We start from the raw sequence: 23,567 nt of genomic DNA, 5'->3' as shown, positions 1-23,567 counted from the left end.
CGGCGCCCGAACCGGCCACGACCGACGCGATGAGCAACCCCACCGACCTGACAGGGGTGCCGATATGACGCTGCCGCCGCCACTTGTGCTCACCTCGGCGGTGCCAGAACTGGCCGCAGCCGGCCCGGCGAACCGTCCCACCGACCCGACAGGAGCCCCGAGATGACGCTGCCGCCGCCCCCTGCCGACGCCGACCCCGATGCCGGTCTGCTCTCGCCCGTACGGGCCGGGACGCCCGTCGAGGCGGTCGTCGGGGACCGGGCGTGGCTGCAGGCCATGCTGGACGCCGAGGCGGCGCTGGCCCGGGCCCAGGCCCGGCTCGGCACCGTGCCGGGTGCGGCGGCCGCCGCGATCACCGCCGCCGCCCGCGCCGACCGCATCGACCTGCGGCGGCTCGCCGTACGGGCGCGGGAGACGGCCAACCCGGTGGTGGGGCTGGTGGAGGCGCTGACCGCCGTCGTCGCCGCGGCCGACCCCGCCGCCGCCGGATATGTGCACCAGGGCTCCACCAGCCAGGACATCTTCGACACCGCCGCCATGCTGGTCGCCGGGCGGGCGCTGCGCCTGGTCCGGGCGGACCTCACGCGGACGGCCGACGCGCTCGCCCTCCTCGCCGGCCGGCACCGGGACACCGTGATGGCCGGCCGGACCCTGGCCCTGCACGCCGTCCCCACCACCTTCGGCCTGAAGGCCGCGGGCTGGCGGAGCCTGGTACTCGACGCCGCCGACCGCGTGGACCGGTTGGTACGGGACGGCCTGCCGGTGTCCCTCGGCGGAGCCGCCGGCACCCTCGCCGGCTATCTCGTACACGCCGACGCGCGCGCCCGCGCGGGGGACGGCGAGGAGGGCGGTACGGGCAGCGGCGTGGCCCCCTACGCGCCCGGCGGTACGCCCGTCGGCGCGGCCTCCGGTACGGACAGTGGCGTCGGGTTCGGCTCGTGTCCTGAAGCGCACGCCAGCACGGGCGGCGGCACGGAAGGCGCCACCCCCGCCGGGCCGGCCCCCGGCCCATACCCCGACGCGCACGCCAGCGCGGGCGGCGGCGCGGAAGGCGCCACCTCCGCCGGGGCGGCCCTTGGCCCCGGCCCGTACCGTGACGCGCACGGGGGCCCGTCCCCCGACCCACACAGCACCACGGAGGGCGTCAGCCCCGCCGGGACGGCCATTGGCCCGGGGGCGTACGCCGACGCCCTGGTCGACGCGTTCGCCGCGGAGACCGGGCTCGCGCGGCCGGGGCTGCCGTGGCATGCGCTGCGCACGCCGATCGCCGACCTGGCCGCGGCGCTGTCGTTCACCGCCGCCGCGCTCGGCAAGATCGCGGTCGATGTGCAGACCCTCGCGCGTACCGAGATCGGGGAGTTGGCCGAGCCGGGGCCGGCGGGGCGCGGCGGGTCGTCGGCCATGCCGCACAAGCGCAACCCGGTGCTCGCCACGCTCATTCGGAGCGCGGCGCTCCAGGTGCCGGTGCTGGCGGCGGGGCTGACGCAGTGTGTGAGCGTCGAGGACGAGCGGTCGGCCGGAGGCTGGCACGCGGAGTGGCAGTTGCTGCGCGAGTGCCTGCGGCTGACCGGCGGGGCGGCGCACACCGCGGTGGAACTGGCCGAGGGGCTGGGGGTGCGGACGGACCGGATGCGCGGCAACCTCGCCCTCACCGGGGGCCGGATCGTCTCGGAACGCGTCGCCGCCGTCCTGGGCGGCACGCTCGGCAAGGCCGCCGCGCGGCGCCTGCTGACCGAGGCCGCGGCGGCCGCCGAGTCCTCCGGACGCCCGCTCTCCGCGGTGCTCGCCGAGGCCCCGGAGCTGGCCGGCGTCCTGTCCCCCGAGGAGTTGGCGGGCCTGTGCGACCCCGACCACTACACGGGCGCCGCCGGGGCCCTCGTCGATCGGGCGCTGGAGGAGCGGGTTCGGGGCGCGGGTCGTTCGTAGGACGCCGCGCCGCTCCGGGAACGGGAGGGGGCCCGCCGCTCAGCCGGTGGGCCCCCTCCCTCGTTCGCGCCGGCGCGCCCCGTCACTGGCCCAGGGCCTCCCCGATCCGGTCTGCGGTGATGCGGACGCCGTCGACGGTGAGCACGGACTCCGCGTGGAACTGCATCGAGGCGAACCGGGGCCCGCGCAGCGCGTGCACCTCCCCCGTCGCCGGGTCGCGGCTGATCTCCACCACGCCGCCTTCCGGCAGTTCGATCTTGTCGTCGTCGCTGCGGGCGGCGAAGGAGTTGTAGAAGCCGACCCGTTCCGGGCGGCCGAACAGGTCGATGCCCCGCTGGAGCCCCTGGTTCGGCACGTCCTTGCGGGCCACCTCCAGCCCGAGCCGGGCGCTGAGCACCTGGTGGCTGAGGCACACGGCGAGGAACGGGCGCCGCTCCGCGAGGAGTTGGCCGATCGCGGCGTGCAGATGGGCGATCTTGGGGTGTGCGACGTCCAGCGGGTCGCCCGGCCCCGGGCCCATGACGACCAGGTCGTACCCATCGTGCCCGTCGCGGCCGTACGGCTCGTCGAACCGACGCAGCGTCACCTCCAGGCCCAGTGAACGGAGTTGGTGGTACAGCATGGCGGTGAAGGTGTCCTCGGCGTCCACGACCAGCACCCGGCGTCCGTCCAGCGCGCGGCGAGGGGACCGTCGCCGGTCCACGGGGGCCAGCCAGAAGTCGGCGATGCCGGTGTTGCGGCGGGCGAGCGCGGCCTGGGCGCGCCGGTCGTCGGCGAGGCGCGCGGTCTGGACGCGCTCGTCGTCGGCGAGGCGCGCGGGCCGGTCGGTCTGGAGCGCGGCGAGCAGCCCCGCGGCCTTGGCCCGCGTCTCGGCGGCCTCGGACGCCGGGTCGGAGTGGCGTACCAGGGTCGCCCCGACCCCGATCCGGAGCCGGCCGCCCCGGTCGATGTCGGCGGTGCGGATCAGGATGGCGGAGTCCAGCGTGCGGCCGCCGCCACCGTCGCGGCCGATCAGCGCGAGAGCCCCGCTGTAGTAGCCGCGGCCCCCCGGTTCGTACCGGCTGATGACCCGGCAGGCGTTCTCCAGCGGGCTCCCGGTCACGGTGGGGGCGAACATCGTCCGCCGCAGGATCTCGCGCGGGTCGCGGTCGGTGCGCCCCTCGATGAGGTACTCGGTGTGCGCGAGCCGGGCCATCTCCTTGAGGTACGGGCCGACGACGCGGCCCCCGCCGGCGCAGATCCCGGCCATCATCTTGAGCTCCTCGTCGAGGACCATGTACAGCTCGTCGGTCTCCTTGCGGTCGTCGAGGAAGGCCAGCAGCTCCGGGAGGTCCGGGCCGCCCGGCGGGTAGCGGTAGGTGCCGCTGACCGGGTTCATCACGGCGGCGCCGCCGTGCACGCTGATGTGCCGCTCCGGGGTGGCGCCGACGAACGTGCGGTCGCCGGTGTGCACGATGAACGTCCAGTACGCGCCCGCCTCCCGCTGGAGCAGCCGGCGGAACAGCGACAGGCCGTGCCGGGGCGTGTAGTCCGTGATCCGGGCGACGTAGGAGCGCTTGAGGACGAAGTTGCCGCCCTCGCCCCGGCCGATCTCCTCGGCGACGACCGTACGCACCAGGTCCGCGTAGGCGTCGTCGGAGAGGTCGAAGTGCTCGCCGCGGAGCGGGGTCGGCAGGTCGGGCAGGCGCCCCAGGGCCTCGTGGCAGCCCACCTCGGCCTGTGCGGCGACGGTCATCGCCAGCAGCGGTTCGCCGTCGTCGGCGCAGGCGAAACCGCGCTCGGCGAGCTGCCGGAACGGCACCAGCACCAGCACGTCGTGGCCCGCGCCGCCGGCCGGTTCGGGCAGCGGGATGTCGGCCAGGGCGTTCACCGCGGACACCTCGCCGACGAGCACGTCCAACACCCCGCCGCCCCCGCCGCCGGCCCGCTCCGGGCGGTGGATCAGCGCGAACGCCGGGGGCCGCGGGGAGAGGACCAGGTCGAGCGGGTCCGGCGCCACCAGTGTCCTGGGCCTCGTGGGTCCCCTCATGCGCCGAGCCCCTCGACCGTGGTGACGACCGCGCAGCGCTGGGCGGCGTAGGCGAGGGTCAGGCGGTGGTGGTCCGCGGAGAAGTCGCCGATCGCGTCGGCGACGAGGAACGTCTGGAGGTCGTGGGTGAACGCCTCGACCGCGGTGGCCAGCACCCCGACGTGCCCGTAGACGCCGCAGACGACGAGCTGGTCGCGGCCGTGCCGGGCCATGCGCTCGCGCAGGTCGGAGCGGAAGAACGCGCTGTAGCGCCACTTGGTGAAGTGCCAGTCGTCCGGGGCCGGCGCGAGTTCGTCGACGATCCGGCGGTCGGCGGGGTCGACCTGCATGCCGGGCCCCCAGAAGTCCTTGAGCAGGCCGCGGTCCTCGTCGGTCATCCCGCCCGGCTGGGCGGTGTACGCGACGGGGACGCCGAGTCCCGCGCAGTGTTCCCGGAGCCGCGCCGTGTTGCGCACGAGTCGGCGGCGGACGGGGTCCGGGAACGGGCGCAGGAAGTAGCGCTGCATGTCGTGGACGAGCAGCACCGCCCGCGCGGGGTCGGCCTTCCACCCGGCGACGTTCTCGGGCAGGTCGCCCGCGGCCGGCATCGGGTAGGGCTCGATGGTGGGTATCCCTGCCATGGCCATCTCCTTCACGCCCAAGGCTCCTCACACGCCCAAGGTGGCGCCGCCGTCAACGGTCAGGTCGTGCATGGTGATGTGCCCGGCCTGTTCGGAGAGCAGGAAGACCACGGCGTCCGCGATGTCCGCGGGCCGGGCCAGCTTGCCGAGCGGGATGCCCACCTTGTAGACCTCGGGCAGCCCGTCGATCGTCGCCCGCGGGCCGGTGTCGTCCTGCCACATGGACCGGAGCATCGCGGTGTCGGTGGAGCCGGGGGCGACGACGTTGCAGCGGATGCCGTGCCGGGCGACCTCCAGGGCCAGGCACTTGGTGAACATCGTCGCCGCGGCCTTCGACGCGGCGTAGGCCGCCATCCCCACGCGGGGCGTGCCGGCCGCGTTGGACGCCACGGTGACGATCGCCCCGCGGGAGCGGGGCACCATGCGGTCGACCACCGCGCGGGAGACCCGCATCACGCCGGTGGTGTTGACGGCGAAGGTCGCGGCCCAGTCCTCGTCGGTCTGCCGGCGCACCGGGCCGAGCCGCAGCACGCCGGCGGCGTTGACCAGGTAGTCCACCGGCCCGAGCGCGTTCTCCACGCCGTCCACCAGGTCGTCGACCTCGGCGGCGCGGGTGACGTCGGCGGGGAACGCGTGGACGGGCAGGCCGTCGGCGGCCATCTTCCCCACCACGTCGGTCAGCCGTCCGGCGTCCCGGTCCACCGCGGCCACCCGGGTGCCCCGCCCGCCGAGCGCGCGGGCCACGGCCGCTCCGATGCCGCCCGCTGCCCCGGTGACCAGGGCGACTGCGTTCTCCATGGTTCAGACCTCCATCGCTGGTTGTGCTACGGGAAGTTCCTGCGGGTCCTCGGGTCCTGCCGGCCCTACAGGTCCTACGGGTCCTGCGCGCCGGGCCCGGGCCGGCCGGTGGTCAGGCCCGCCACGCCGAGACGACCGCGGCGGCCTGGTCCGGGTTGAGGCGCGGGTCGCAGAGGCTGGTGTACCGGTCCCCGACGTGCGGTACGTCCGCCCAGACCGAGGCGCATTCCGTGACGTCGTCGGGGGTGGCCTCCAGGTGCAGCCCGCCGCCCGCGACGACGTCCTGGAAGCGGGTCACCTCCCGCACGATCCGGGGCAGCAGCCGGGTCTTGAGCCCGTCCGGGGTGGTGACGGTGTTGCCGTGCATCGGGTCGCACAGCCAGATCACCGGATGCCCGGCGGCCCGTACCGCCGCGACGAGGGCGGGCAGCCGGCCGCCGATCTCGTCGGCCCCCATGCGGGTGATCAGGGTGAGCCGGCCCGGCTCCCGGCGCGGGTCGAGCCGTTCGCACAGGGCCAGCAGCTCACCCGGCGTCATGCCGGGGCCGACCTTGCAGGCCACGGGGTTGACGACCTGGGCGAGCAGGGCGACATGGGCGCCGTCGGCCTGCCGGGTGCGCTCGCCGATCCACGGCCAGTGGGTGGACGACAGCCAGGCCCGGCCGGACGCCGAGCGGCGCACCATCGGCAGCTCGTAGTCGAGCAGCAGGGCCTCGTGGCTGGTCCACACCTCGGGCGCGGTAGGCGGGTGCCCGCCGCGGCCGGGCCGGCCCAAGTGGCGCAGGACGGTGCCGGCGAGCCGGTAGCCGGAGAGGATACGGGCCGGGTCGGGGCGCCGGCGCTCCGGGTCGGGTTCGTGGGCGTTCACCATGTACCCGCGGTAGGCGGGGAGTTCGAGACCGCCGACGCGTTCGGTCGGCGCGGAGCGGGGCTTGGCGAACTGCCCGGCCAGCCGGCCGACCCGCAGCACCGGCCGGTCGGTGTTCTCCGCCATCCGGTCCGCGAGGAGCGCCAGCAGCGCGGCCTTGCGGGCGACGCCGTCCGGGGTGCAGTCGGCGGGGTCCTCCGCGCAGTCGCCCGCCTGGATCACCAGGGCGGCGCCGGCGGCGACCGCGGCGAGCCGGGTGCGCAGCGCGAGCACCTCGTCGATGTCGAGCAGCCCCGGGAGGGTGGCGAGTTGGCCGCGTACCCGCCGGGCCAGTGCCGCGTCGGGCCACTGGGGCTGCTGTCCCGCCGGCCCCGGCTCCAGGTCGAGGGGATCGGCGGCCGATGCGTCCTTGAGCGATGAACGAGTGAGCACGGTGATCTCCCGGACTTGCCCGACGGATGTCCGGCCGCGCGGATCGCCGGGATTCGGCGGCATGGGCCGTCGGCGAAAGCCGGCGCGGCGGCGGAACGGCGCGGTCGGGCCTCATCGGTCGAGTGGTCGGCTGATTGCGCTTCAGTCTTATGGCCGTCGCGCGGCGGGGCCAATGTCCGTCGGGGTCTGTGTCAGGTGAGGTGCTTCCACATCAGGTCCGCCGCGGGGCGCGTGTCCGGGGCGCCCCGGAAGGGAAATCCGGTGGCCGGCGGGCCGCCTCTCCGGCGGTTCCGGTAATGCTGCCGAGCGGTTGGGTGGCCGCACCACTTGGTTGCGGGCGGTGTCGGCGCGACGTAGCGTCCGGAACGGCTGCCGGCCGCGGCCTTGCATTCCGCGGTTTCGACGTCTTCTGTCCGACTGGGCATTCGGAGGCCGCCCCGTCCGACTGGTCCGTTCAACTGGTCCGCTCGCCCGGCCCGTTCACGTGGTTCGTTCAACTGGACCGTTCAACTGGCCCCGTCCGACTGGGAAGAGGGAATTCGCGGCCCGGTCGGCGCGGTGGTCATTTCGCACTTGTTGTCCGTCGAGGGCCTGTATAACCTGAGACAAGATCGGCCAATTCAGCAGGAACCGGGGATTCGCGGGGGAATCTCTCGAAATCCAGTACCCGCGTGGCGGAGTCCGCTCCGCGTGGCGGAGTTCCCTCACGCGTCGGGCGTGCGGCTCAACCGTCCCGGCCACCCCACCTTTTCGCGTTCTCCAGGCACACCGTTACGGACTCACTGGATGAGGGGACACCGATGCGCTGGGATCAAGCTGCGGTCACTCACGCCGAGAGCGCGAGCGGGGCCGTTTCTCCGCCGGAGCCGCCGACGCCCCCGCGGACCTATACGATTCCCATCCGCATTCTGCGGCGCGGGGAAAACCTCCGGGCGCACGGCGAAGACCAGGAATACGTCACCACGCTCGCCCAGTCGCCGTTCGACCTCCCGCCCATCTCCGTACACCGCGAGACGATGCGGATTCTGGACGGAATGCACCGGCTGAAGGCCGCGAAGCTCCGCGGCGACCAGTCGATCGAGGTCGTCTTCTTCGACGGGGACGAGGAGGACGCGTTCGTCGCCGCGGTGGCGTCCAACGCCCGGCACGGCATGCCCCTCTCGTTCGACGACCGCACCGTGGCGGCCACCCGCATCCTCGGTTCCCGCCCGCACTGGCCGGACCGCACGATCGCCTCGGTGACCGGACTCGACCCGAGGACCGTACGCGCGCTCCGCGGCGGCCTGGGCGTTCCCGACGCGCCGCCGGCCAATCTGGTCCCGCTGGAGCGCCCCCGCCCGGCCGCGCCGCCGGTGCGCCCCGCGCTCCCCGGCAGGGCCCCGGCGCCGCTGCCCAGCGCGCCGGTCCACCAGGTGGCGCGGGAGTTCCAACTCGATCCGCGTGCCGTCGTCGACGTGCTGAACCGGCTCCGCCGGGGCCTGCCGGAGCTGCCCGGCGTTCCGTACGGCAGCGGCCCGCGGAGCCCGGCAGCGGCGCCGCCCGCTTCGGCCGCCCCGCCGCCGGCGGTCCCGGCGGTCCCGACGCCCGCTTCGGCCGTCCCGGCGCCCGGGGGCCCGGCGGTCCCGGCGCCGCGCGCCCCCGGCGACCTCGCGCCCCGGCGGGCGCGGGCCGAGGCGGCGGACGCGACGGAGCTGGTACTCGACCGGGTCTGCGACGAGCTGTTCGCCACGCTCACCCGGCGCGACCAGCGGCTGAGGGCCCGCCAGTATCTGCGGGGCCTGCTGGACACCCCCGGCCGCAAGACCATCCGGAACATCGCGGCCTTCGCCGACGCCCCCGGCATCGACCAGCGGCTGCACCACTTCATCAGCGACTCCACCTGGGACTGGGAACCGGTCCGCACCGCGCTCACCCGGTACGTGGCGCGGACCATGGAGCCCGAGGCGTGGGTGATCCGCCCGGTGCTGATCCCCAAGGCGGGCCGGCAGGCCGTGGCGGTGAGCCGGCGGTTCTGCCCGACGCGGGGCAAGGCCGTCAACGGCCAGCAGGCGGTCGGCGTCCTCGCGGTCTCCGAAACCGCCGGCACCCCGGTGAGCTGGCGCCTCCAGGTGCCCAGGGAGTGGGTCGAGGACGCGCACCGCCGCGCGCGGGCGGGGATGCCCGAGGGCATCGGCGGCGAGTCCCTCGGCGAGTGCACGACCCAGGCCCTGCTGCGCGTCTCGGCCCGCGCCGGGGGCCCCGACCGGCCGGTGGTGCTCGACGGGCGCGACATGGAGAGCGCCCAGCTCCTGTGGCCGCTGTACGCCGCCGAAGTGCCCCTGCTCGTACGGGTCTCGGCGACCCTGCCGTTACGGGTCAAGGACCCGGCGCTGGCCGGGCACCGGATACCCGGGCCGCTGTCCGCGCGCCGGATCGCGGAGGCGGCCCGGTTCCGCCGCCGGCCGGTCGGCGGCCCCGGTCCCGCGGTCGAGCGGGGCCACTTGATCACCACCGTCGACGTCCAGTGGCCCGCCGGCGCCGACCAGCGGCATCCGGGGGCGGCGGCCCCGCTGCGGCTGATCGCGGTCAGCCCGGCGGGCGAGAACGTGTGCGAGGAGCTGTGGCTGACGACGCTGACGACGGTGTCGGCCGCGACCGTACTGAAATTGGCGACGCTGGTACGCCGGGTGGACCGGGATCTGGAATCGGTTTCCCGGAACGTCGGCATCTGGGATTTCAGCGGCCGGTCCTTTCCGGGCTGGCACCGGCACGTCACGCTCGCGTCCATCGCGCATCTCGTACGGCTGCTGGCCCGGACCGACTACCGGTCCGTCCACGCGTGACACCGCCGCCTCTTCTGAATTCCCGACACCTGAATTCCCGATACCCGAAATCCTCATCGACAGGGGGGCTCATGCCCGGCCGACGGAACACCACGGACATGCTGATCATCGGCGGCGGCGTGACGGCGCTGTCGATCGCCTATCACTGCGCGCGGGCGGGCATCGACGCCGTCCTGCTCGATCCGAGCGCCGCCGGGGCCGCCGCGGCGCCGGCCCCCCGCCCGGTCCGCACGTACCAGCCGGGCAAGGTCCACAACTCCGAGCTGACGGTGCGTGGCCTCGCGGAGTACCGCGCGTTCGAACCGGCCGGGGGCGCCGACCTGGTGGTCTCGGACGTCGGATGGCTGGTGGTGCCGACCGGCCCGGCGGAGGCCGCGGAGCTGGAGCGGGAGGCGGCGGACCAGCGCGCCGCCGGCGTGGCGCTGGAACCGCTGACCCCGGACCAGGCCCGCGCGCGCCACCCCTGGCTGGACCCGGCCGGCGCCGGGACCGCGTTCTGGTGCCCGCAGTCGTACCTCCTCGACGTGGACACGGTGGTACGGGGTTACGCCGCGGGCGCGCGGGAGCACGGCGCCCGGCTGCTGACCGGCCAAACGGTGACCGGGCTGGACGCGGGGAGCGGGCGCGTCGCGACGACCCGCGGGGAGTTCGCCGCGGAGGCCGTGGTCCTCGCGGCGGAGGCGGGCAGCGGCGAACTCGCGGCGTCGGCCGGGCTGGAGCTGCCGCTGTGGGCGCAGACCGCCGAGCTGTTCCGCACCGATCCGATCGCCTCCGAGGGCGGCGCGCTGGACGTCCCCTTCACCGTGCACCCGGCCTCCGGGCTGAAGACGCTGGGCGCCGGCCGGTCCTTCCTCGTCGGCCTGGAGCGCGTCTCCCGGGAGGAGGGGCTGCGGGACGTGTGGTTCAAGGAGGCCGCCGAGGAGCTGGCCACGCGGTACCCGAGGCTCCGGGGCGCAGGACTGCACAGCGCCTGGACGGGGACGGTGGACGTGACCCCGGCGCGTACGGCGTGCATCGGCCGGGCGGGCGGCGCGTACGAGCGGATCTTCGTCGCGGCCGGGTACACCGGTCAGGATCTCGGCCAGGCGCCCGCCACCGGCCGGATCATCCGCGATCTGTACCTCGGCCGCTCCCCCGGCGTCGATCTCACGCCGTTCGCACTCACCGCTGAGAATTCCCGAGCCGGGGAATAAACCGGCCCCCGGCTGTGTCAAGTCGGGCCCCGAAATACCAAAAAAGGCCCGGCGGCGCCCGCCGAACTGACAAACACCAGCTTTATCACCGGGATATCGACGTGACAAAGTAAGCGGCCTTTCCGGGGGCCGGAGCAAATTTCCCTACCGTGCGATTACGGCCGCTGATAGCTTCCCGATGTCGCTGTCCAACCGGCCCTCCGAACCGTAGAACGGGGTAGGAATAATGCGTCAAATCGAGATCGCCTGGCCGTCGATCGGCGCCAAGGTGCGCATCACTCTCGACGAACGCCGCAATGCCCAACTCGTCGAACCGCTCTGGGCGTCGCTGCCTTATCAGACATTGCAGGGGCATGCGCTCGTGGCCGGTGACTGCATTTATCACGTTCCGCCGGCCCACGACCTCCTCCACGCGGTGCCGGACCACAAGGTCGACCGCAAGATCCAGCCCGACGGCACCGTGTTCTGTTCCGCGGTGCAGCACCTCACCATCAAATACGGCGAGCTGACCGAGCCGATGCCCACCGCGCCGATCGGCTCCGTCGTCCCGGAAGACCTCGACGTGCTGCCGAAGGTCGGCCAGATGGTCTGGGACGCCGTGCACGGCGATGGCGCCCCGATCCTCGCGCAGGTGCGCCGGGTGGACGGCGAGGCCGGCCATGGGGTGCGGCGGATGCCGGCGGAGTCCGCGCGGGCCCGCGACCTGATCGAGCGGATCGCCGCGGAGACCGAGCGGGTCCTGATCGAGCCGACCGACGAGCTGATCGCCGCGCACGAGGGCCGCTTCGACACCGGGGCCGGCACCAAGGGCTCGGTGCTGACCACGCTCGTGTGCATCAACGGCGAGACGCGGCCGCTGGGTTACGTGTCCCACACCGGGCTGGTACGGGCCGCCCGGCTGACCGACGTGCCGCTCTCCGCGCTGGTCGAGCTGGCCAAGATCCTGCTCGTCAAGCCCACCGAATTCCTCGGCTATTGCGGGCTGAACACGCTGTGGGACCTCACCCAGGAGGTGGTCGCCGCCATCGGGGAGACCTCCTCCAAGGAGGACTTCATCGCGCTGCTCTCCCACATGGCCACCTACACCAACGCCCTCGGTGCCTGGAACCTCCAGCTCTTCCCATGGGAGCTGGAGGGCGACACCTGGACGTTCCGCCCGAACATCACGAGGAGCGCGCATGCCTGACCGTAAGAACTCCACCGAGCTGCTGATCATCGGCGGCGGCGTGGTCGGCGTGTCGATCGCCTACCACTGCGCCAAGGCCGGCATCGACGTACTCCTGCTGGAGAAGGACCAGTTCGGCACGGCCACCACGTCGCAGACCGCGCGGGCGTTCCGCACCTACTTCCCGAAGAAGCCGCACGACAGCGAGCTGGCGGTCCGGGGCCTGACCGAGTTCAACTCGTTCGCGGCCACGATGAACACCGACCTCGGACTCAAGCACCTCGGCCTGCTGACGATACTGACCAGCCCCGAGCAGACGGCGGAGATCGAGGCGCTGCTGCCGGCCCACCGCGCGGCGGGCGCCGATGTCAAGCTGCTCACCGCCGCCCAGGCCGTCGAGTACAACCCCTGGCTGGACGCCGCCACCATCGAGGCGGCGGTCTGGTCCCCGGAGTGCTACCGCGTCAAGCCGGAGGCGATGGTCAAGGGGTACGCGGACGCGGCGGCGAAGCTCGGCGCCCGGCTGCTGACCGGCGCCGAGGTGACCGGCATCGACGCCGGCACCGGGGCCGTGTCCACCACCGTGGGCGAGTTCACCGCGGACTCGATCGTCATCGCGGCCGGGCCGTGGGGCGGTGAGGTCGCCAAGCTCGCCGGCATGGAGCTGCCGGTGTGGGGCCAGTTCGCCGAGCTGCTCTACACCGACCCGCTCGCCGAGCGCGAGGCCGACACCGACATGCCCTTCACCTTCCACCCGGTCTCCGGCCTGAAGACGATGGGGCGCGGCAAGGGCTTCCTGGTCGGCCTGGAGCGCATCTCCAAGCAGGAGGGCCTGCGGGACGTCTGGTTCGAGGCGGCCGTCGAGGAGCTGCCGAAGTGGTATCCGAAGGCGGCGGGCGCCAAGCTGCACAGCGCCTGGACCGGGACGCTGGACGTCACCCCCACCAAGTCGGGGCTGCTCGGCCGGGGCGACGGCGAGCACGAGCGGATCCTCTTCGCGGCCGGCTTCACCGGCCACGGCCTGGCCCACGCGCCGACCGCCGGCCGCGTCATCCGCGATCTGCACCGCGGCGTCGCGCCGGAGATCGACCTCACCCCCTTCTCCCTCGCCACCAACCTGGCGCTGATGCCGGCCTGAGCACGTTCCCCGCGCCGGGCGGCCGCTGACGGCCGCCCGCCGCTCCCCCAGCCGCGGGACGGCGCCGGCCGGGGCGGTCCTCGCCATCGCCCCGCCGGTGCCCCCGGTACCCGCGGTGAAAGATCTGAGAGGTGTGAATTGTCGTCGGCACACGCACTCCCCGCACAGTGGCGGGGCCAGGCACTGGCCCCGCTGAATCCGGACACCGCCTTCAACGGCTACATCTGCGCCAACGTCCTGCACGCGCTGGAGAGGCTGGGCGTCTTCCAGCGGTTGGCGGCGGAGCACACGCTCGACATCTCCGCGTACTGCGAGCAGCACGCGCTGGACCCCGCCGTCTTCCAGGCGCTCGTACGGGCCGCGGACTCCTTCGGGTACCTCGATGTCCACGGCGGCCAGGTCCGGGCGACCGCCGTCGGCGAGGACGCCGTCCGGGCCCTGGGCTTCTTCACCTGGGGCGTCGGCGGTTACCACGATGTCTTCGCCAACGCGGCGCCGCTCGCCCGCGGCGACCGCCGGTTCGGCGCCGACCTGCACCGCGACGAGGCCATGGTCGCGCTCGGCTCCGCGCAGGCGGACACCGCGCTGATGCGCCACATCCTCGACGAGGAGATCGCCCGCATCGACTTCCACACCCTCGTCGACCTCGGCGCGGGCATCAGCGAGCGGGTCTCCCGGCTGGTCAAGGACCGGCCCGGCAGCCGCGGCATCGGCGTCGACATCAGCCGGCCCGCCACCGAGCTCGCGCACGAGACGGTCGCCGGGCACGGCCTCGCCGGCGTCGTACAGCCGGTCTGCGCGGACGTGCTCGACATCCTCTTCAAGGACCACGAGGTCGACGGCGGCGACACGGCGGACGTCGTGATGAGCTTCATGTTCCTGCACGACCTGCTGGCCGATCCCCGGCGCCGCGAGGAGGTCGTCCCCCGGCTGCGCAAGGCCTTCCCGCAGGCGCACACCTTCCTGCTCGGCGACACCACGATCCGGCCGCGCGGGGAGGGCGAGGACTCCCGGCTGCCGGTCTTCTCCAGCGGCTTCGAACTCGCCCACGCGCTGATGGGCGTGCCGATCCACACCCGCGAGGCGTACGAGCGGCTCTTCGAGCGGGGCGGGATGCGGCTGCGCCGCACGGTGCCGTTCGGCGCCCCGCACACGTATCTGTTCGTCCTGGAGGCGGCGTGACGGCGCGGGCCCGGGCGACCGGGGCGGACGCGGAGATCATCACCGCGCTGCCCGTCCCGCTCGCGGTCGCCGGGCACCACCAGCCCGCGCCGTTCTACCTCACGGCGGACATGTTCGGCGGGCTGCCGGTGCAGCTCGCCGGCGGCGAACTCAGCGGGCTCGTGGGCAAGCCCGTCGCCGCCCCGCACACGCACGACGTCGACGAGCTGTACCTCCTCGTCTCGCCCGAACCGGGCCAGGCCCGTATCGAGGTCCGCCTCGACGGGGCCCGCCACGAGCTGGTGTCACCGGCGGTGATGCGGATTCCGGCGGGCAGCGAGCACTGCTTCCTCACCCTGGAGGCGGCGGTGGGGAGTTACTGCTTCGGCATCCTGGTGGGAGACCGGCTGTGAGTTCCCCGAGCCGGCCGGCGCGCCGCCGGGACGGGAGGCGCCGCCCATGAGCGCCCCGGCCCGGCCAGCGGCCCAGACCTACAACACCAGCATGCCGTCGGCGGATTCGCTGGTGCGGCTGCACCTCAGCGAGAGCCCGTTCGGCGCGAGCCCCGCGGCGGTCGCGGCGGTGACCGGGGAGCTGGACCGGATCAACCGCTACCCGGCCCCGGAACGCGAGGAGCTGGTCCAGCGCCTGAGCCGGCACTGGGAGGTGCCCCAGGAGCAGATCGCGGTGGCCAACGGCAGCGACGAGCTGGTGCTGGCCACCGCCCTGACCCTCGGCGACCTGGACCGCCCCGGCCTCGTCACCGCCGGCACCTTCCCCGGCTACCTGGCGGCGCTGGAGCGCATCGGACGGGGCGCCGTCCACGTGCCGCTCGACGGCCCCCGGGTCGATCCGGCGGCGTTCGCGGAGCGGCTGCCCGAGTGCGGCATCGGCTATGTGTGCAACCCGCACAACCCGTGCGGCACCGCGCTGCCGGGCCCGGCCCTCGACACGCTGACCGCCGCGGCGCGTGACAGCTCCACGCCCCTCGTCTTCGACGAGGCGTACCACGAGTTCGGCCCCCCGGAGCAGCCGCGCGCCAAGATCCGGCCGGGGGACGGCGCCCCGGTGCTCGTCCTGCGCACCTTCTCCAAGGCGTACGGGCTGGCGGCCCTGCGGATCGGCTACGCGCTCGGCCCCGCCGAGCTGATCGCCGAGGTGCGCCGGACGCTGGCCGTCCTGCCGTTCAGCGTGAACCGCGCCGCGCAGGCCGCGGCGGTGGCGGCCCTCGCGGACCAGGCGTTCCTGGACCGGGTCCGGCGGGAGAGCGCGGAGCGGCGCCGCTGGTTCTGCGCCGAGCTGGACCGCCGCGGATACCGCCGGCTGCCCTCGGTCACCAACTTCGTGACCATCGCGGTCGCCGCCTCCGGCGACGCGCAGACCGTCCTGGCCCGGGACCACGGCATCCTCGTGCGCGACACCGGCGTGTTCGGCTTCCCCGGCCATCTGCGCGTCTCCCTCGGCAGCGAGGAGGAGCTGCGGACGTTCCTCGACGCGCTCGACCAGATCACCGCCGGCGCGCGGTAGCCGCGCCCCGCATCCGACGCACCATTGGAGGTCAACCGTGCCCAACCCGATTCCGGACGGCTACGCCGAGCTGACGGCGTACCTGTCCGTGGCCGACGCGGACCAGGCGATCGCCTTCTACACCCGGGCCTTCGGGGCGAAGGAGCTCCAGCGGTACACCGCGCCCGACGGCACGGTGCCGCACGCCCAGATCCAGATCGGCGGCACCATCGTGATGCTGTCCGACGAGTCCCCCGCGGCCGGGCTGCCCGGCCCGAAGGCCCTCGGCGGCACGCCGGTCACCCTGTATCTGTTCGTGGCGGACGTGGACGCCGCCTTCGCCCAGGCCGTACGGGCCGGGGCGACGGAGAAGCGGCCGGTCCGGAACCAGTTCTTCGGGGAACGGACCGGGCAGCTCATCGACCCGTTCGGGCACCGCTGGACGCTCGCCACCCGTGTCGAGGACGTGAGCCCGGAGGAGTTCGAGCGCCGCGCCGACGCGTACGTCCAGGGCAGGAGCTGAAACCTCCGGCCCGGCGCCGTGACAGCGCCGAGCCCACGCGGCCCGTCGTCGGACGGGGCGCGTGGGCTTCTCGGCTGGGCGTACGGCCGTACGGAACCGCGGCACCGTACGGGCCGTGCGGTTCAGACGGTGGCGAGCACCAGTTCCTCGATGGTCGACGGCCGGAGCCCGTCCTCCCGGCCGGCGAAGTAGCGCTCGGCGAGGTCGCCCGCGGAGAGGTGCTCGGCGTGCCGGAACCCGGCTTCCTTGACCATCGCCAGGATGTCGTCCGGGCCGAAGAAGCTGCGGAACGGCGTGCCGTCGGCGCGGGCCGCGCGCTCCACCCCTTCCCGGGCGGCCCGCTCCTCCGGGTCCACGAGGTCGACCGGCTGCATGAACGTCATGGCCAGGGTGGAACCCTCGGCGAGGCCCGCGGCCTTGCGGAGGGTCGCGGCGACCGCGTCCCGGGTGAGGTACATGGTGACGCCGGAGCAGGCCAGGACCGCCGGGCGGCCGGGGTCGAAGCCGTTCTCCGTGAGCCGCTGCCACCAGTCGTCGTCCGCCTCGAAGTCGACGGGGACCAGCCGCAGCCCCTCGGGGACCCCGTAGCCCAGCTCGTCCAGCCGCGCCCGCTTCCACGCCTGCGTCTCCGGCTGGTCCACCTCGAACACCCGCACGTTCCGGGCGCCTTCGGGCCGCCGCTGCGCGAAGGTGTCGAGGCCGGCGCCGAGGATGACGTACTGGTCGACGCCCCGGGCGGCCTGCTCGACGACCAGGTCCTCGGTGCAGCGGGCCCGCGCCACGATGGACGCCCGCGCCCGGGCGCTGCGCACCGGGTCCATGTCCGGCCGGGAGCGCCAGTCGCCGTCCGGCGCGGCCAGCCGCGCGCCGAGTTCGTCCTCGAACACGTGTGGCCCGGGGTCGGCGTGGAGGTGCAGGGCCCGCCACAGGGCGGTGCGGATCGCGGTCTTGTCGGCCGTCGCCGTCACTGGTGGTTCCTTTCCGTCGGGCCCTCGTGGGCCTCGTGGTGGTGGGCTCCCGGGCCCGGCCGGGAGGGGTCGCTCACGCGGGTACGGGGCCGGCGCCGCCGGACGCGGCGGGCAGGTACTCGGATTCCAGCACCAGGTCCTTGACCCACGACTGGTACTCGACGTGGGCGTGGTGCTCGCGGGTGCGCCATTCCGTGCCCTCGCGCTCGCGGAGGTACGCGCGGTAGTGCGGCGCGCCCGGCACCTTCATGTTGTCGGCCAGCACGATGGAGCCGGGGTGCAGCCACCCCTGGTCGAGGATGCGTCGCAGGTCCGGCAGGTAGGCCGGGGCGATGTGGTCGACGAAGACGAAGTCGAGCCGGCCGGGCCCGAAGCCGTGCTCGGCGACGAGCCGGCCGATGGTGCGGCCGCCGTCGCCGAGGGTGCCGTGCAGCACGCTGACGCGGTCCCCCAGCCCGGCGTGGTCCCAGATGCGCCGGGCGACGGAGGCGTTGGCGTCGCTGAACTCGATCGAGCGGAGCCGGGCCTCCGGCGGCATCGCGCGGGCCATCCGCAGCGCGCCGTAGCCGCAGTACGTGCCGAGTTCCAGCAGCAGCCGGGGCTCGGCCCGCCGCACCGCGGCGTCCAGGAGCAGCCCCTTCTCGTCGCCGACGTTGATCAGCGTGGCCTGCCGGTAGGCGTACTCGTCGATGACCCGGATCGCGTCGTCGACGTCGCCGGGCGCCGCGTGCGCGAGCACGTACGCGGCGAGCGCCTCCTCCCGGCCGTCCCCGACCTGGCCCGTCCGGGTCAGGTTTCTCATGCGCATCAGCATGCGCAGCCGTTTCGCCATCACCGGTCTCCGATCCGGGTCCGCTCGTAGTCCGCTCAGGGGCCCGCTCAGGGGCCGCTCAGGGGCCGCTCAGGGTCCGCTCATAGGGTCATAGGGGGAAGTGCCGTTCGGCGGCGGAGCGGTGCGTCCCCTCCCGCCCGCTCCGCCGCCCGCCCGGTACGCGGCGGCCCGTGCCGTGTCGGCGGGCGGCCCTGGGCGTCAAGGCAGCACCAGTTGGAGGCCGTTGACGCTCCGCGGCGCCCGCGCCGGCGAGTCGGCGCCGGGCCGTGGGTCCGGGCCCGGGGCGGGGCCCGGCGGCCGGAACCGCTCCAGGTGCGTGCGCTCGCTCGGCACCTCCAGCGCGGCCAGCGCGTCGACCGCGCCGGCCACGAACGGCTCCGGGCCGCACACATACGCGTCGCGGTCCCGGAAGGGCGCGGCCAGCGCCCGCAGTCCGGCCGCGGCGGGCAGCCCGCGCCGGGACTCCAGCCAGTGCCGGACGGTGAGCCGGTCGGGGTGGTCGGCCGCCAGGCCGTCGAGCCGCTTCCCGAAGATCACCGAACGCTCGTCGCGGTTGGCGTAGATCAGGGCGACCCGGCCCGAACCGGCGGCCAGCGCCGACTTGAGGATCGACATCACCGGGGTGATGCCGCTGCCGGCGGCCAGGAAGAGGAAGTCGCCGTCGAGCGAGGCGGGGGTGAACCGGCCCGCGGGCGGCTGGACGTGCACCACGCTGCCGACCCGTACGCCGCCCAGCAGCCAGTCGGAGCCCCGGCCGGCCGGCGTCCGCTTCACCGTCACCGTCAGCGGTTCCGCGGTGTGCGGTGAACTCGACAGCGAATAGCAGCGGGTGACCGGTCCCTGTTCGGCGCCGGGTATGCGGAGGGTGAGGAACTGCCCCGGGCGGTAACGGAATTCCTCGGCGAGTTCGCCGGGAATGTCGAACACCAGCGATCGGGCGTCCTCGGTCTCGATGATCACATCGGCCACCCGTAACGCGTGGAAACGCTGGTTCATCACCGCCCCCGCTCCGTGGAATACGACGAGAAAGCTCCTGCAACGCTACCGTGCGGCCCGCGGGCGGCGTATGCGTGCCCGACTGGGGATTTTCCCCAGTCGGACACCCGAATTCCGTGCTCGGTTTCTTCTTTCCGGCCTGTCCGCCCGTACCGCCGGTCGCGCGCCCGTACCGCTCGTCAGATCCGGGTGATGGGCCGGGACCCGATCATCTTGGGCGTGCGGCGCTTGCCGGGAACTCTGCCCGGCGCGGACCCGTCCGGCCCTTCCCGTTCGACCAGCCGGAGCCGGTCGTACCGGCCGCTCTTCGGCTCGGGGCAGCGCGCCCCGGGCGGCAGCGGCCGGCTGAGGTAGTCCAGCACCCACTTCGAGGCACTGCTGTCGAAGACCAGCCCGCCCGCGCGCACCATCTTCACCGCGAGCACCAGGTCCTGCCAGCTCGTGCCGTTGAGCAGATAGCCGCGGGCGCCGGCGCCCATCGCGGAGAGCAGGGCCTCCCGGTCGTCGAGCGGGCTGATGATGAGGACGGCGGTCCCCGGACAGCAGCCGGTGATCGGGCTGACCGCCTCGGCGATGTCCTGGCCCGGCTGCACGATGTCCATCACCACGACCTGGGGGCGCAGGGTGTGCGCCATGACCACCGCGTCCGACCCCGTCCCGGACTCGCCGACGACGCGGAAGGACTCCACGCCGTCGAGCAGGATGTGCAACCCGGATCGGTAGATCGGATGGTCACCCGCGACCAGCACGGTGGTGCGCGTGATGCCGGGTGAGTCCAACGTCGCTGTCCTGATCACGATTCCCCCGCGAACTAGTCGGTCGACGGTTGCTGTGCTGCCCGCGGCCGCGGGGCGCCGGACCCGGTGTGCGGCCGGGCGGCGGTGTCCCGCGGCGCGGGAGGCGCGCTAGCTGCCGGTCACGGCGCTAGAGCTTCTTGCGGCTCGTGCCGCGGAGGGCGGAGAAGATCGCCGCGAGGACCATGATCGCCGTCATGGTGTAGAAGGCGGCCTTCAGGCCCTCGGCGAAGGCGATCGCGGGCCGGCCGTCCAGCTTGTCGGTGCCGACGAAGATGGCGAACGCCAGGTTCCGCGGGATCGAGTGCGAGGCCACGAGCATGGCGGTGGTGAAGGAGAAGACCATGCCGATGCTGGAGAAGGTGCGCAGCACGCCGGAGGCGATCCCCAGCCGGTCCGGCGGCGACGCCTTCATCACCGCGGTGCTGTTGGCCGGGAAGAAGAAGCTGCCGCCGATCATGATCACGACGTTGCCGATCGCGGCCAGCCACAGGCTGCTCGTCGCGGTCATCTGGGCGAAGATCACCATGGCGACGACCGAGATGCCGAGCCCCATGGTCGCGGGGATGACCGACCCGATCTTGTCGGTGAGCCGCCCCGCGTAGGGCCCCACCACCGCGCCGATCACATAGCCCGGTACGAGCAGCAGCGAGGCGTCGATCGGGTCCATCCCGCGGGTGCCCTGGAGGTACATGATGACCAGGAAGAGCACCGCGAAGCTGCCGACGCCCTGGAGGAGCGAGGCCAGCAGCGACGGCGCCATCGTCGGGATGCGGAACAGGGACAGGTCGAGGGTCGGCTCCTTCTGCTTCAGCTCGACGAAGACGAACACCACCAGGAGCACGATGCCGCCGGCCAGGAATCCGATCATGGTCCCGTCCAGCGGGCCGGACGCCAGCCCGGTCATCGCCCAGAGCACCCCGAAGAGGCCCAGGCCCAGCGTGATCATGCCGGCGAAGTCGAACCGCCGGCGCTGCCGCTCGCTGCGGTCGCGCAGCACCCGCTGCGCGAGCACCAGCGCGAGGACGCCGATCGGCACGTTGATCCAGAAGATCCACTGCCACGACACATAGGTCACCATGACGCCGCCGAGCAGGACGCCGAGGACCGAGCCGAACGAGAAGCCGAAGGCGTTGAAGCCGTAGGCGCGGCCGCGCTCCTCGGGCGGGTAGAGCTCCGAGATGATGGCGCCGCTGTTGGCCGCGATCAGCGCGGCGCCGACGCCCTGGACGAGCCGGAAGCCGATGATGGTCGGCGCGTTCCAGGCCAGCGCGCAGAGCACCGAGCCGATGGTGAAGATCAGGAAGCCGGCCTTGTACATGCGCACCCGGCCGAACATGTCGCCGAACCGGCCCAGTTGCGTGGAGAGCACGGTGACCACGAGGAGGTAGCCGACGACCACCCACGTGACGGCGGCCAGGGTGACGTGCAGGTCCTCCTCGATCGCCGGGAGGGCGAGGACGACGATCGTGCCGTCGACCGCGGAGATGAGCACACCGATCATCACGACGAACATGCCGAGGCCGCGCCGTGGGGGTGCGGAGGACGCCGAGGCGTCCGGCGCCCGGGTTGGGATTTCTTCGCTGACCATCGGTAACCCCGCATCCTTCTTCATGACGACTACTCTAGCTTGCTAGCATGCTCGCACAGAGAGGATCGCGCAAGACGGGGATCGCGTAAACAGGACAGGGATCGCGTTAAAAAGGCCGCCGACCGGAAGGGGCCGGCCGGAAGGGGCACGAAAGGGGCCCGGAAGGGGGTACCGCGCGTATGGGCCGATATTCGCGGCATATTCACCGGGTCCGCCGCCATTCGGCCGCGGCCGCCCGCGCGGAAACGGAAATACCCCCGACTCCGGAAAGAGTCGGGGGTATTCGGCGAGGCCGGCGCGCGCGGCGTGACGGGGGTCGCTACCGGAGCCCGGTGGCCTGCCGCGCACGCCCGCCTCGCGGTGGCCGCTCAGCTCTTGAGCGGGGCCTCGATGCTCCACTCCCGACCGTCCGGGTCGCGCACCACCATGCGCTGGGTGCCGTAGTGGGTCTCCTCGAACGGGGAGACCACCTCGACGACGGGGTCGGGCTTGAAGGTCTCCGCGTCGGCGACGCGGAGGACGAGCTGCACCTGCGGTTCACGGTCCTCGGGGATCTCACCGACGACGAAGTACGGGCCTTCGTCGTTCTTGAGCATCCCGGAACCGTGCTCGGTGGCGAATTCGACCTTGAAGCCCAGCGACTCCAGGAACTTGGCCGTCTTCCCCCAGCTATGGGTCTCGACGTAAACGCCTTCGACACCCCGGGTCGTCATAACTGGACTCCTCTCACGAAACAGATCCTTCTTGCTCGTCCCCTGGGCGCTCGGCGAGATAGGAACGCAGCGCCTCGGCGACCAGCGCCGACAGCGACAGTTCGCGGTCGATGGCGTGATGCTTCACCTGCCGGATCAAATCGACCGGCAGATAGACGTTGAACTGCCTGACATCCTCAGCAGTCATGCTAGCATGCTAGCAGACGTGGGACGGACTGCCAAGCATCCGGACATCCACCGGTTCACCCGGTATCGGCGACGCGGCCCCGGACCGTACGACCGGCCCGCCCGCGGCGCTTTCCCGCACCGCACGGGAATTCCCGGCCGGAAAGAATTGATGGCCCGAAGTGCCCGGCACGCACCGGAACTTGAACGATCCGAAGAGTTACCCGGACCGGGTGCCGGGCGTTATGCTCGGCCAATGCGATTCGGCTTAATGGCAAGCAATCCTCTTGAATGGCTGCTGGTCAAGTTCAATTTGATCGCGCGGCCCGTCCTCGACACCCAGGTAGCGGGCACGTACGTCCACGTCATCATGGCGGCCGTAAAGGTCGGCCTGTTCGATGCACTGGCCGCCGGCCCCGCCACCGCCGAAAAGATCGCGGCCGGCTGCGGCACGCACCCCGACAGCACCGCGAAACTCCTGCCCGCGCTCGCCTCGTCCGGATACCTGCGCGCCAGGGGCGACCAATACGAGCTGAGCCCCCTCTCCCGCAAATGGCTGGTCACCACGAGCCCGCACGCGGTGAACGACAAGCTGCTGCTCCAGTTCTACGAACTGGGGCTGATGCAGCGGGCCGACGAATACCTGCGCAGCGGAAAACCGCTGGACTTCCACACCGGCATGAGCGACGACGTGTGGGACTCCTATCAGCGCGGCATGAAATGCCTGACCACCGGCCAGACCGGCATGGTCGCCAAGGCCGTCCCGGTCCCCGAGGGTGCCACCGACATGCTCGACATCGGCGGTTCGCACGGGGCCTACTCGGTCGAGCTGTGCCGCCGCCACCCCGCGCTGCGCGCCGTCGTCTTCGACCTGCCCGACGCCGTACGGCACGCCGCGCCGCTGCTGGCCGAGGAGGGCATGGGCGACCGGGTGCGCCACCAGGCGGGCAACGCGCTGACCGATGACTTCGGCGAGGCGTGCTACGACGCGGTGGTGATCATCGGCGTCGCGCACCACTTCAGCGACGAGCAGAACCGCGAACTGACCGCCAAGGTGGCCCGGGCGCTGCGCCCCGGCGGGGTCTACACCGTCGCCGAGTTCCCCGCCGCCAGCGGCGGGGGCAGGACCCAGCAGCTCGCGGCGTTGCGGGACTTCTACTTCGCGCTGGCCAGCGAGTCCGGCACCTGGTCCCCGGCACAGATCGCCTCCTGGCAGCGCGCGGCGGGGCTCCGGCCCGCCAAGCCGGTGCGGCTCGCCGCCAGCGGCGGCCTCAACCTCCAGTCGGGCCACAAGCCCCGGTGATCTGCCACCCCCCTGGCCCGGCCT

General features: G+C 73.2%; 21 protein-coding genes. 10 read left to right on the top strand and 11 right to left on the bottom strand.

The window, feature by feature from the left end:
• Positions 1-162: 162 nt before the first annotated feature.
• Complete coding sequence (locus IF55_RS37730) at positions 163-1,926, top strand: lyase family protein (protein WP_030891956.1); 1,764 nt, start codon at positions 163-165, stop codon at positions 1,924-1,926.
• Between the two features lie 82 nt (positions 1,927-2,008).
• Here the strand turns inward: IF55_RS37730 and IF55_RS28540 are convergent, their stop codons facing one another.
• The 4 genes from IF55_RS28540 to IF55_RS28525 all read right to left on the bottom strand — a co-directional run bounded on the left by IF55_RS28540 (position 2,009) and on the right by IF55_RS28525 (position 6,673).
• Complete coding sequence (locus tag IF55_RS28540) at positions 2,009-3,955, bottom strand: anthranilate synthase family protein (RefSeq protein ID WP_030891958.1); 1,947 nt, start codon at positions 3,953-3,955, stop codon at positions 2,009-2,011.
• Positions 3,952-4,575, bottom strand: coding sequence for an isochorismatase family protein (locus tag IF55_RS28535; protein ID WP_030891960.1), 624 nt, complete (start codon positions 4,573-4,575; stop codon positions 3,952-3,954). The genes IF55_RS28540 and IF55_RS28535 overlap by 4 nt, the downstream gene beginning before the upstream one ends.
• Positions 4,576-4,602: 27 nt before the next feature.
• The gene (locus IF55_RS28530; protein ID WP_030891962.1) at positions 4,603-5,373 is read right to left on the bottom strand and encodes a 2,3-dihydro-2,3-dihydroxybenzoate dehydrogenase; all 771 of its coding nucleotides are present in this window, start codon (positions 5,371-5,373) and stop codon (positions 4,603-4,605) included.
• Between the two features lie 112 nt (positions 5,374-5,485).
• Positions 5,486-6,673, bottom strand: a complete 1,188-nt coding sequence (locus IF55_RS28525) for a 3-deoxy-7-phosphoheptulonate synthase (RefSeq protein ID WP_398245085.1) — start codon at positions 6,671-6,673, stop codon at positions 5,486-5,488.
• A gap of 800 nt (positions 6,674-7,473) precedes the next feature.
• Here IF55_RS28525 and IF55_RS40160 point away from each other — a divergent pair.
• From IF55_RS40160 to IF55_RS28485, 8 genes are all read left to right on the top strand, one after another.
• Positions 7,474-9,495, top strand: a complete 2,022-nt coding sequence (locus IF55_RS40160; protein WP_048832650.1) for an IS701 family transposase — start codon at positions 7,474-7,476, stop codon at positions 9,493-9,495.
• Positions 9,496-9,566: 71 nt separating this feature from the next.
• Positions 9,567-10,688, top strand: a complete 1,122-nt coding sequence (locus IF55_RS28515; RefSeq protein WP_078645382.1) for an NAD(P)/FAD-dependent oxidoreductase — start codon at positions 9,567-9,569, stop codon at positions 10,686-10,688.
• Between the two features lie 226 nt (positions 10,689-10,914).
• A complete protein-coding gene (locus IF55_RS28510) occupies positions 10,915-11,874 on the top strand; it encodes a cucumopine synthase-related protein (RefSeq protein WP_048832648.1) in 960 nt (319 codons plus the stop codon).
• Positions 11,867-12,991: an NAD(P)/FAD-dependent oxidoreductase gene (locus tag IF55_RS28505; protein ID WP_048832647.1), complete on the top strand. Its 1,125-nt coding sequence runs from the start codon at positions 11,867-11,869 to the stop codon at positions 12,989-12,991. Before IF55_RS28510 ends, IF55_RS28505 begins: the two co-directional genes overlap by 8 nt.
• Positions 12,992-13,129: 138 nt before the next feature.
• The gene (locus IF55_RS28500) at positions 13,130-14,173 is read left to right on the top strand and encodes an SAM-dependent methyltransferase (protein WP_030891978.1); all 1,044 of its coding nucleotides are present in this window, start codon (positions 13,130-13,132) and stop codon (positions 14,171-14,173) included.
• The gene (locus IF55_RS28495; RefSeq protein ID WP_030891980.1) at positions 14,170-14,565 is read left to right on the top strand and encodes a cupin domain-containing protein; all 396 of its coding nucleotides are present in this window, start codon (positions 14,170-14,172) and stop codon (positions 14,563-14,565) included. Before IF55_RS28500 ends, IF55_RS28495 begins: the two co-directional genes overlap by 4 nt.
• A gap of 46 nt (positions 14,566-14,611) precedes the next feature.
• Positions 14,612-15,679 carry a pyridoxal phosphate-dependent aminotransferase gene (locus tag IF55_RS28490; protein ID WP_030891982.1) on the top strand — a complete coding sequence of 356 codons (1,068 nt, stop codon included), beginning with the start codon at positions 14,612-14,614 and terminating at the stop codon, positions 15,677-15,679.
• Between the two features lie 37 nt (positions 15,680-15,716).
• Positions 15,717-16,181 carry a VOC family protein gene (locus tag IF55_RS28485; protein ID WP_030891985.1) on the top strand — a complete coding sequence of 155 codons (465 nt, stop codon included), beginning with the start codon at positions 15,717-15,719 and terminating at the stop codon, positions 16,179-16,181.
• A 122-nt stretch (positions 16,182-16,303) separates the two neighbouring features.
• Here the strand turns inward: IF55_RS28485 and IF55_RS28480 are convergent, their stop codons facing one another.
• From IF55_RS28480 to IF55_RS28450, 7 genes are all read right to left on the bottom strand, one after another.
• Positions 16,304-17,149: a class I SAM-dependent methyltransferase gene (locus IF55_RS28480; RefSeq protein ID WP_030891988.1), complete on the bottom strand. Its 846-nt coding sequence runs from the start codon at positions 17,147-17,149 to the stop codon at positions 16,304-16,306.
• A 73-nt stretch (positions 17,150-17,222) separates the two neighbouring features.
• Positions 17,223-17,951, bottom strand: coding sequence for an O-methyltransferase (locus IF55_RS28475; protein WP_245661475.1), 729 nt, complete (start codon positions 17,949-17,951; stop codon positions 17,223-17,225).
• 228 nt (positions 17,952-18,179) lie between these two features.
• Positions 18,180-18,977, bottom strand: coding sequence for an FAD-binding oxidoreductase (locus IF55_RS28470; RefSeq protein ID WP_051776246.1), 798 nt, complete (start codon positions 18,975-18,977; stop codon positions 18,180-18,182).
• A gap of 179 nt (positions 18,978-19,156) precedes the next feature.
• Positions 19,157-19,774 (bottom strand): response regulator, encoded by a 618-nt coding sequence (locus IF55_RS28465; protein ID WP_157854591.1) that lies wholly within the window; start codon positions 19,772-19,774, stop codon positions 19,157-19,159.
• Between the two features lie 127 nt (positions 19,775-19,901).
• Entirely contained in the window at positions 19,902-21,386 is a 1,485-nt protein-coding gene (locus IF55_RS28460) for an MFS transporter (RefSeq protein WP_245661473.1), read from the bottom strand.
• Positions 21,387-21,730: 344 nt separating this feature from the next.
• The gene (locus IF55_RS28455; protein WP_030891999.1) at positions 21,731-22,075 is read right to left on the bottom strand and encodes a glyoxalase/bleomycin resistance/dioxygenase family protein; all 345 of its coding nucleotides are present in this window, start codon (positions 22,073-22,075) and stop codon (positions 21,731-21,733) included.
• 13 nt (positions 22,076-22,088) lie between these two features.
• Positions 22,089-22,262 carry a ribbon-helix-helix domain-containing protein gene (locus IF55_RS28450; RefSeq protein ID WP_037967197.1) on the bottom strand — a complete coding sequence of 58 codons (174 nt, stop codon included), beginning with the start codon at positions 22,260-22,262 and terminating at the stop codon, positions 22,089-22,091.
• Positions 22,263-22,511: 249 nt separating this feature from the next.
• On the opposite strand from IF55_RS28450, the gene IF55_RS28445 reads away from it, so the two are divergent.
• Entirely contained in the window at positions 22,512-23,543 is a 1,032-nt protein-coding gene (locus IF55_RS28445; protein WP_169767283.1) for a class I SAM-dependent methyltransferase, read from the top strand.
• The last annotated feature ends 24 nt before the right edge of the window (positions 23,544-23,567 follow it).

This window comes from Streptomyces varsoviensis, from assembly GCF_000718635.1.
GTDB classification, from domain to species: domain Bacteria; phylum Actinomycetota; class Actinomycetes; order Streptomycetales; family Streptomycetaceae; genus Streptomyces; species Streptomyces varsoviensis.
The sequence above is the reverse complement of the archived record's forward strand: the minus strand, read 5'-3'. Positions and strand labels throughout refer to the sequence as shown.

What these genes read in the sequence shown, in the direction of transcription:
- IF55_RS37730 (WP_030891956.1), top strand. Translation starts at nt 163, where the DNA reads ATGACGCTGCCGCCGCCCCCTGCCGACGCCGACCCCGATGCCGGTCTG.
- IF55_RS28540 (WP_030891958.1), bottom strand. Translation starts at nt 3,955, where the DNA reads ATGAGGGGACCCACGAGGCCCAGGACACTGGTGGCGCCGGACCCGCTC.
- IF55_RS28535 (WP_030891960.1), bottom strand. Translation starts at nt 4,575, where the DNA reads ATGGCAGGGATACCCACCATCGAGCCCTACCCGATGCCGGCCGCGGGC.
- IF55_RS28530 (WP_030891962.1), bottom strand. Translation starts at nt 5,373, where the DNA reads ATGGAGAACGCAGTCGCCCTGGTCACCGGGGCAGCGGGCGGCATCGGA.
- IF55_RS40160 (WP_048832650.1), top strand. Translation starts at nt 7,474, where the DNA reads ATGCGCTGGGATCAAGCTGCGGTCACTCACGCCGAGAGCGCGAGCGGG.
- IF55_RS28515 (WP_078645382.1), top strand. Translation starts at nt 9,567, where the DNA reads ATGCCCGGCCGACGGAACACCACGGACATGCTGATCATCGGCGGCGGC.
- IF55_RS28510 (WP_048832648.1), top strand. Translation starts at nt 10,915, where the DNA reads ATGCGTCAAATCGAGATCGCCTGGCCGTCGATCGGCGCCAAGGTGCGC.
- IF55_RS28505 (WP_048832647.1), top strand. Translation starts at nt 11,867, where the DNA reads ATGCCTGACCGTAAGAACTCCACCGAGCTGCTGATCATCGGCGGCGGC.
- IF55_RS28490 (WP_030891982.1), top strand. Translation starts at nt 14,612, where the DNA reads ATGAGCGCCCCGGCCCGGCCAGCGGCCCAGACCTACAACACCAGCATG.
- IF55_RS28475 (WP_245661475.1), bottom strand. Translation starts at nt 17,951, where the DNA reads ATGAGAAACCTGACCCGGACGGGCCAGGTCGGGGACGGCCGGGAGGAG.
- IF55_RS28470 (WP_051776246.1), bottom strand. Translation starts at nt 18,977, where the DNA reads ATGAACCAGCGTTTCCACGCGTTACGGGTGGCCGATGTGATCATCGAG.
- IF55_RS28460 (WP_245661473.1), bottom strand. Translation starts at nt 21,386, where the DNA reads ATGAAGAAGGATGCGGGGTTACCGATGGTCAGCGAAGAAATCCCAACC.
- IF55_RS28455 (WP_030891999.1), bottom strand. Translation starts at nt 22,075, where the DNA reads ATGACGACCCGGGGTGTCGAAGGCGTTTACGTCGAGACCCATAGCTGG.
- IF55_RS28450 (WP_037967197.1), bottom strand. Translation starts at nt 22,262, where the DNA reads ATGACTGCTGAGGATGTCAGGCAGTTCAACGTCTATCTGCCGGTCGAT.
- IF55_RS28445 (WP_169767283.1), top strand. Translation starts at nt 22,512, where the DNA reads ATGGCAAGCAATCCTCTTGAATGGCTGCTGGTCAAGTTCAATTTGATC.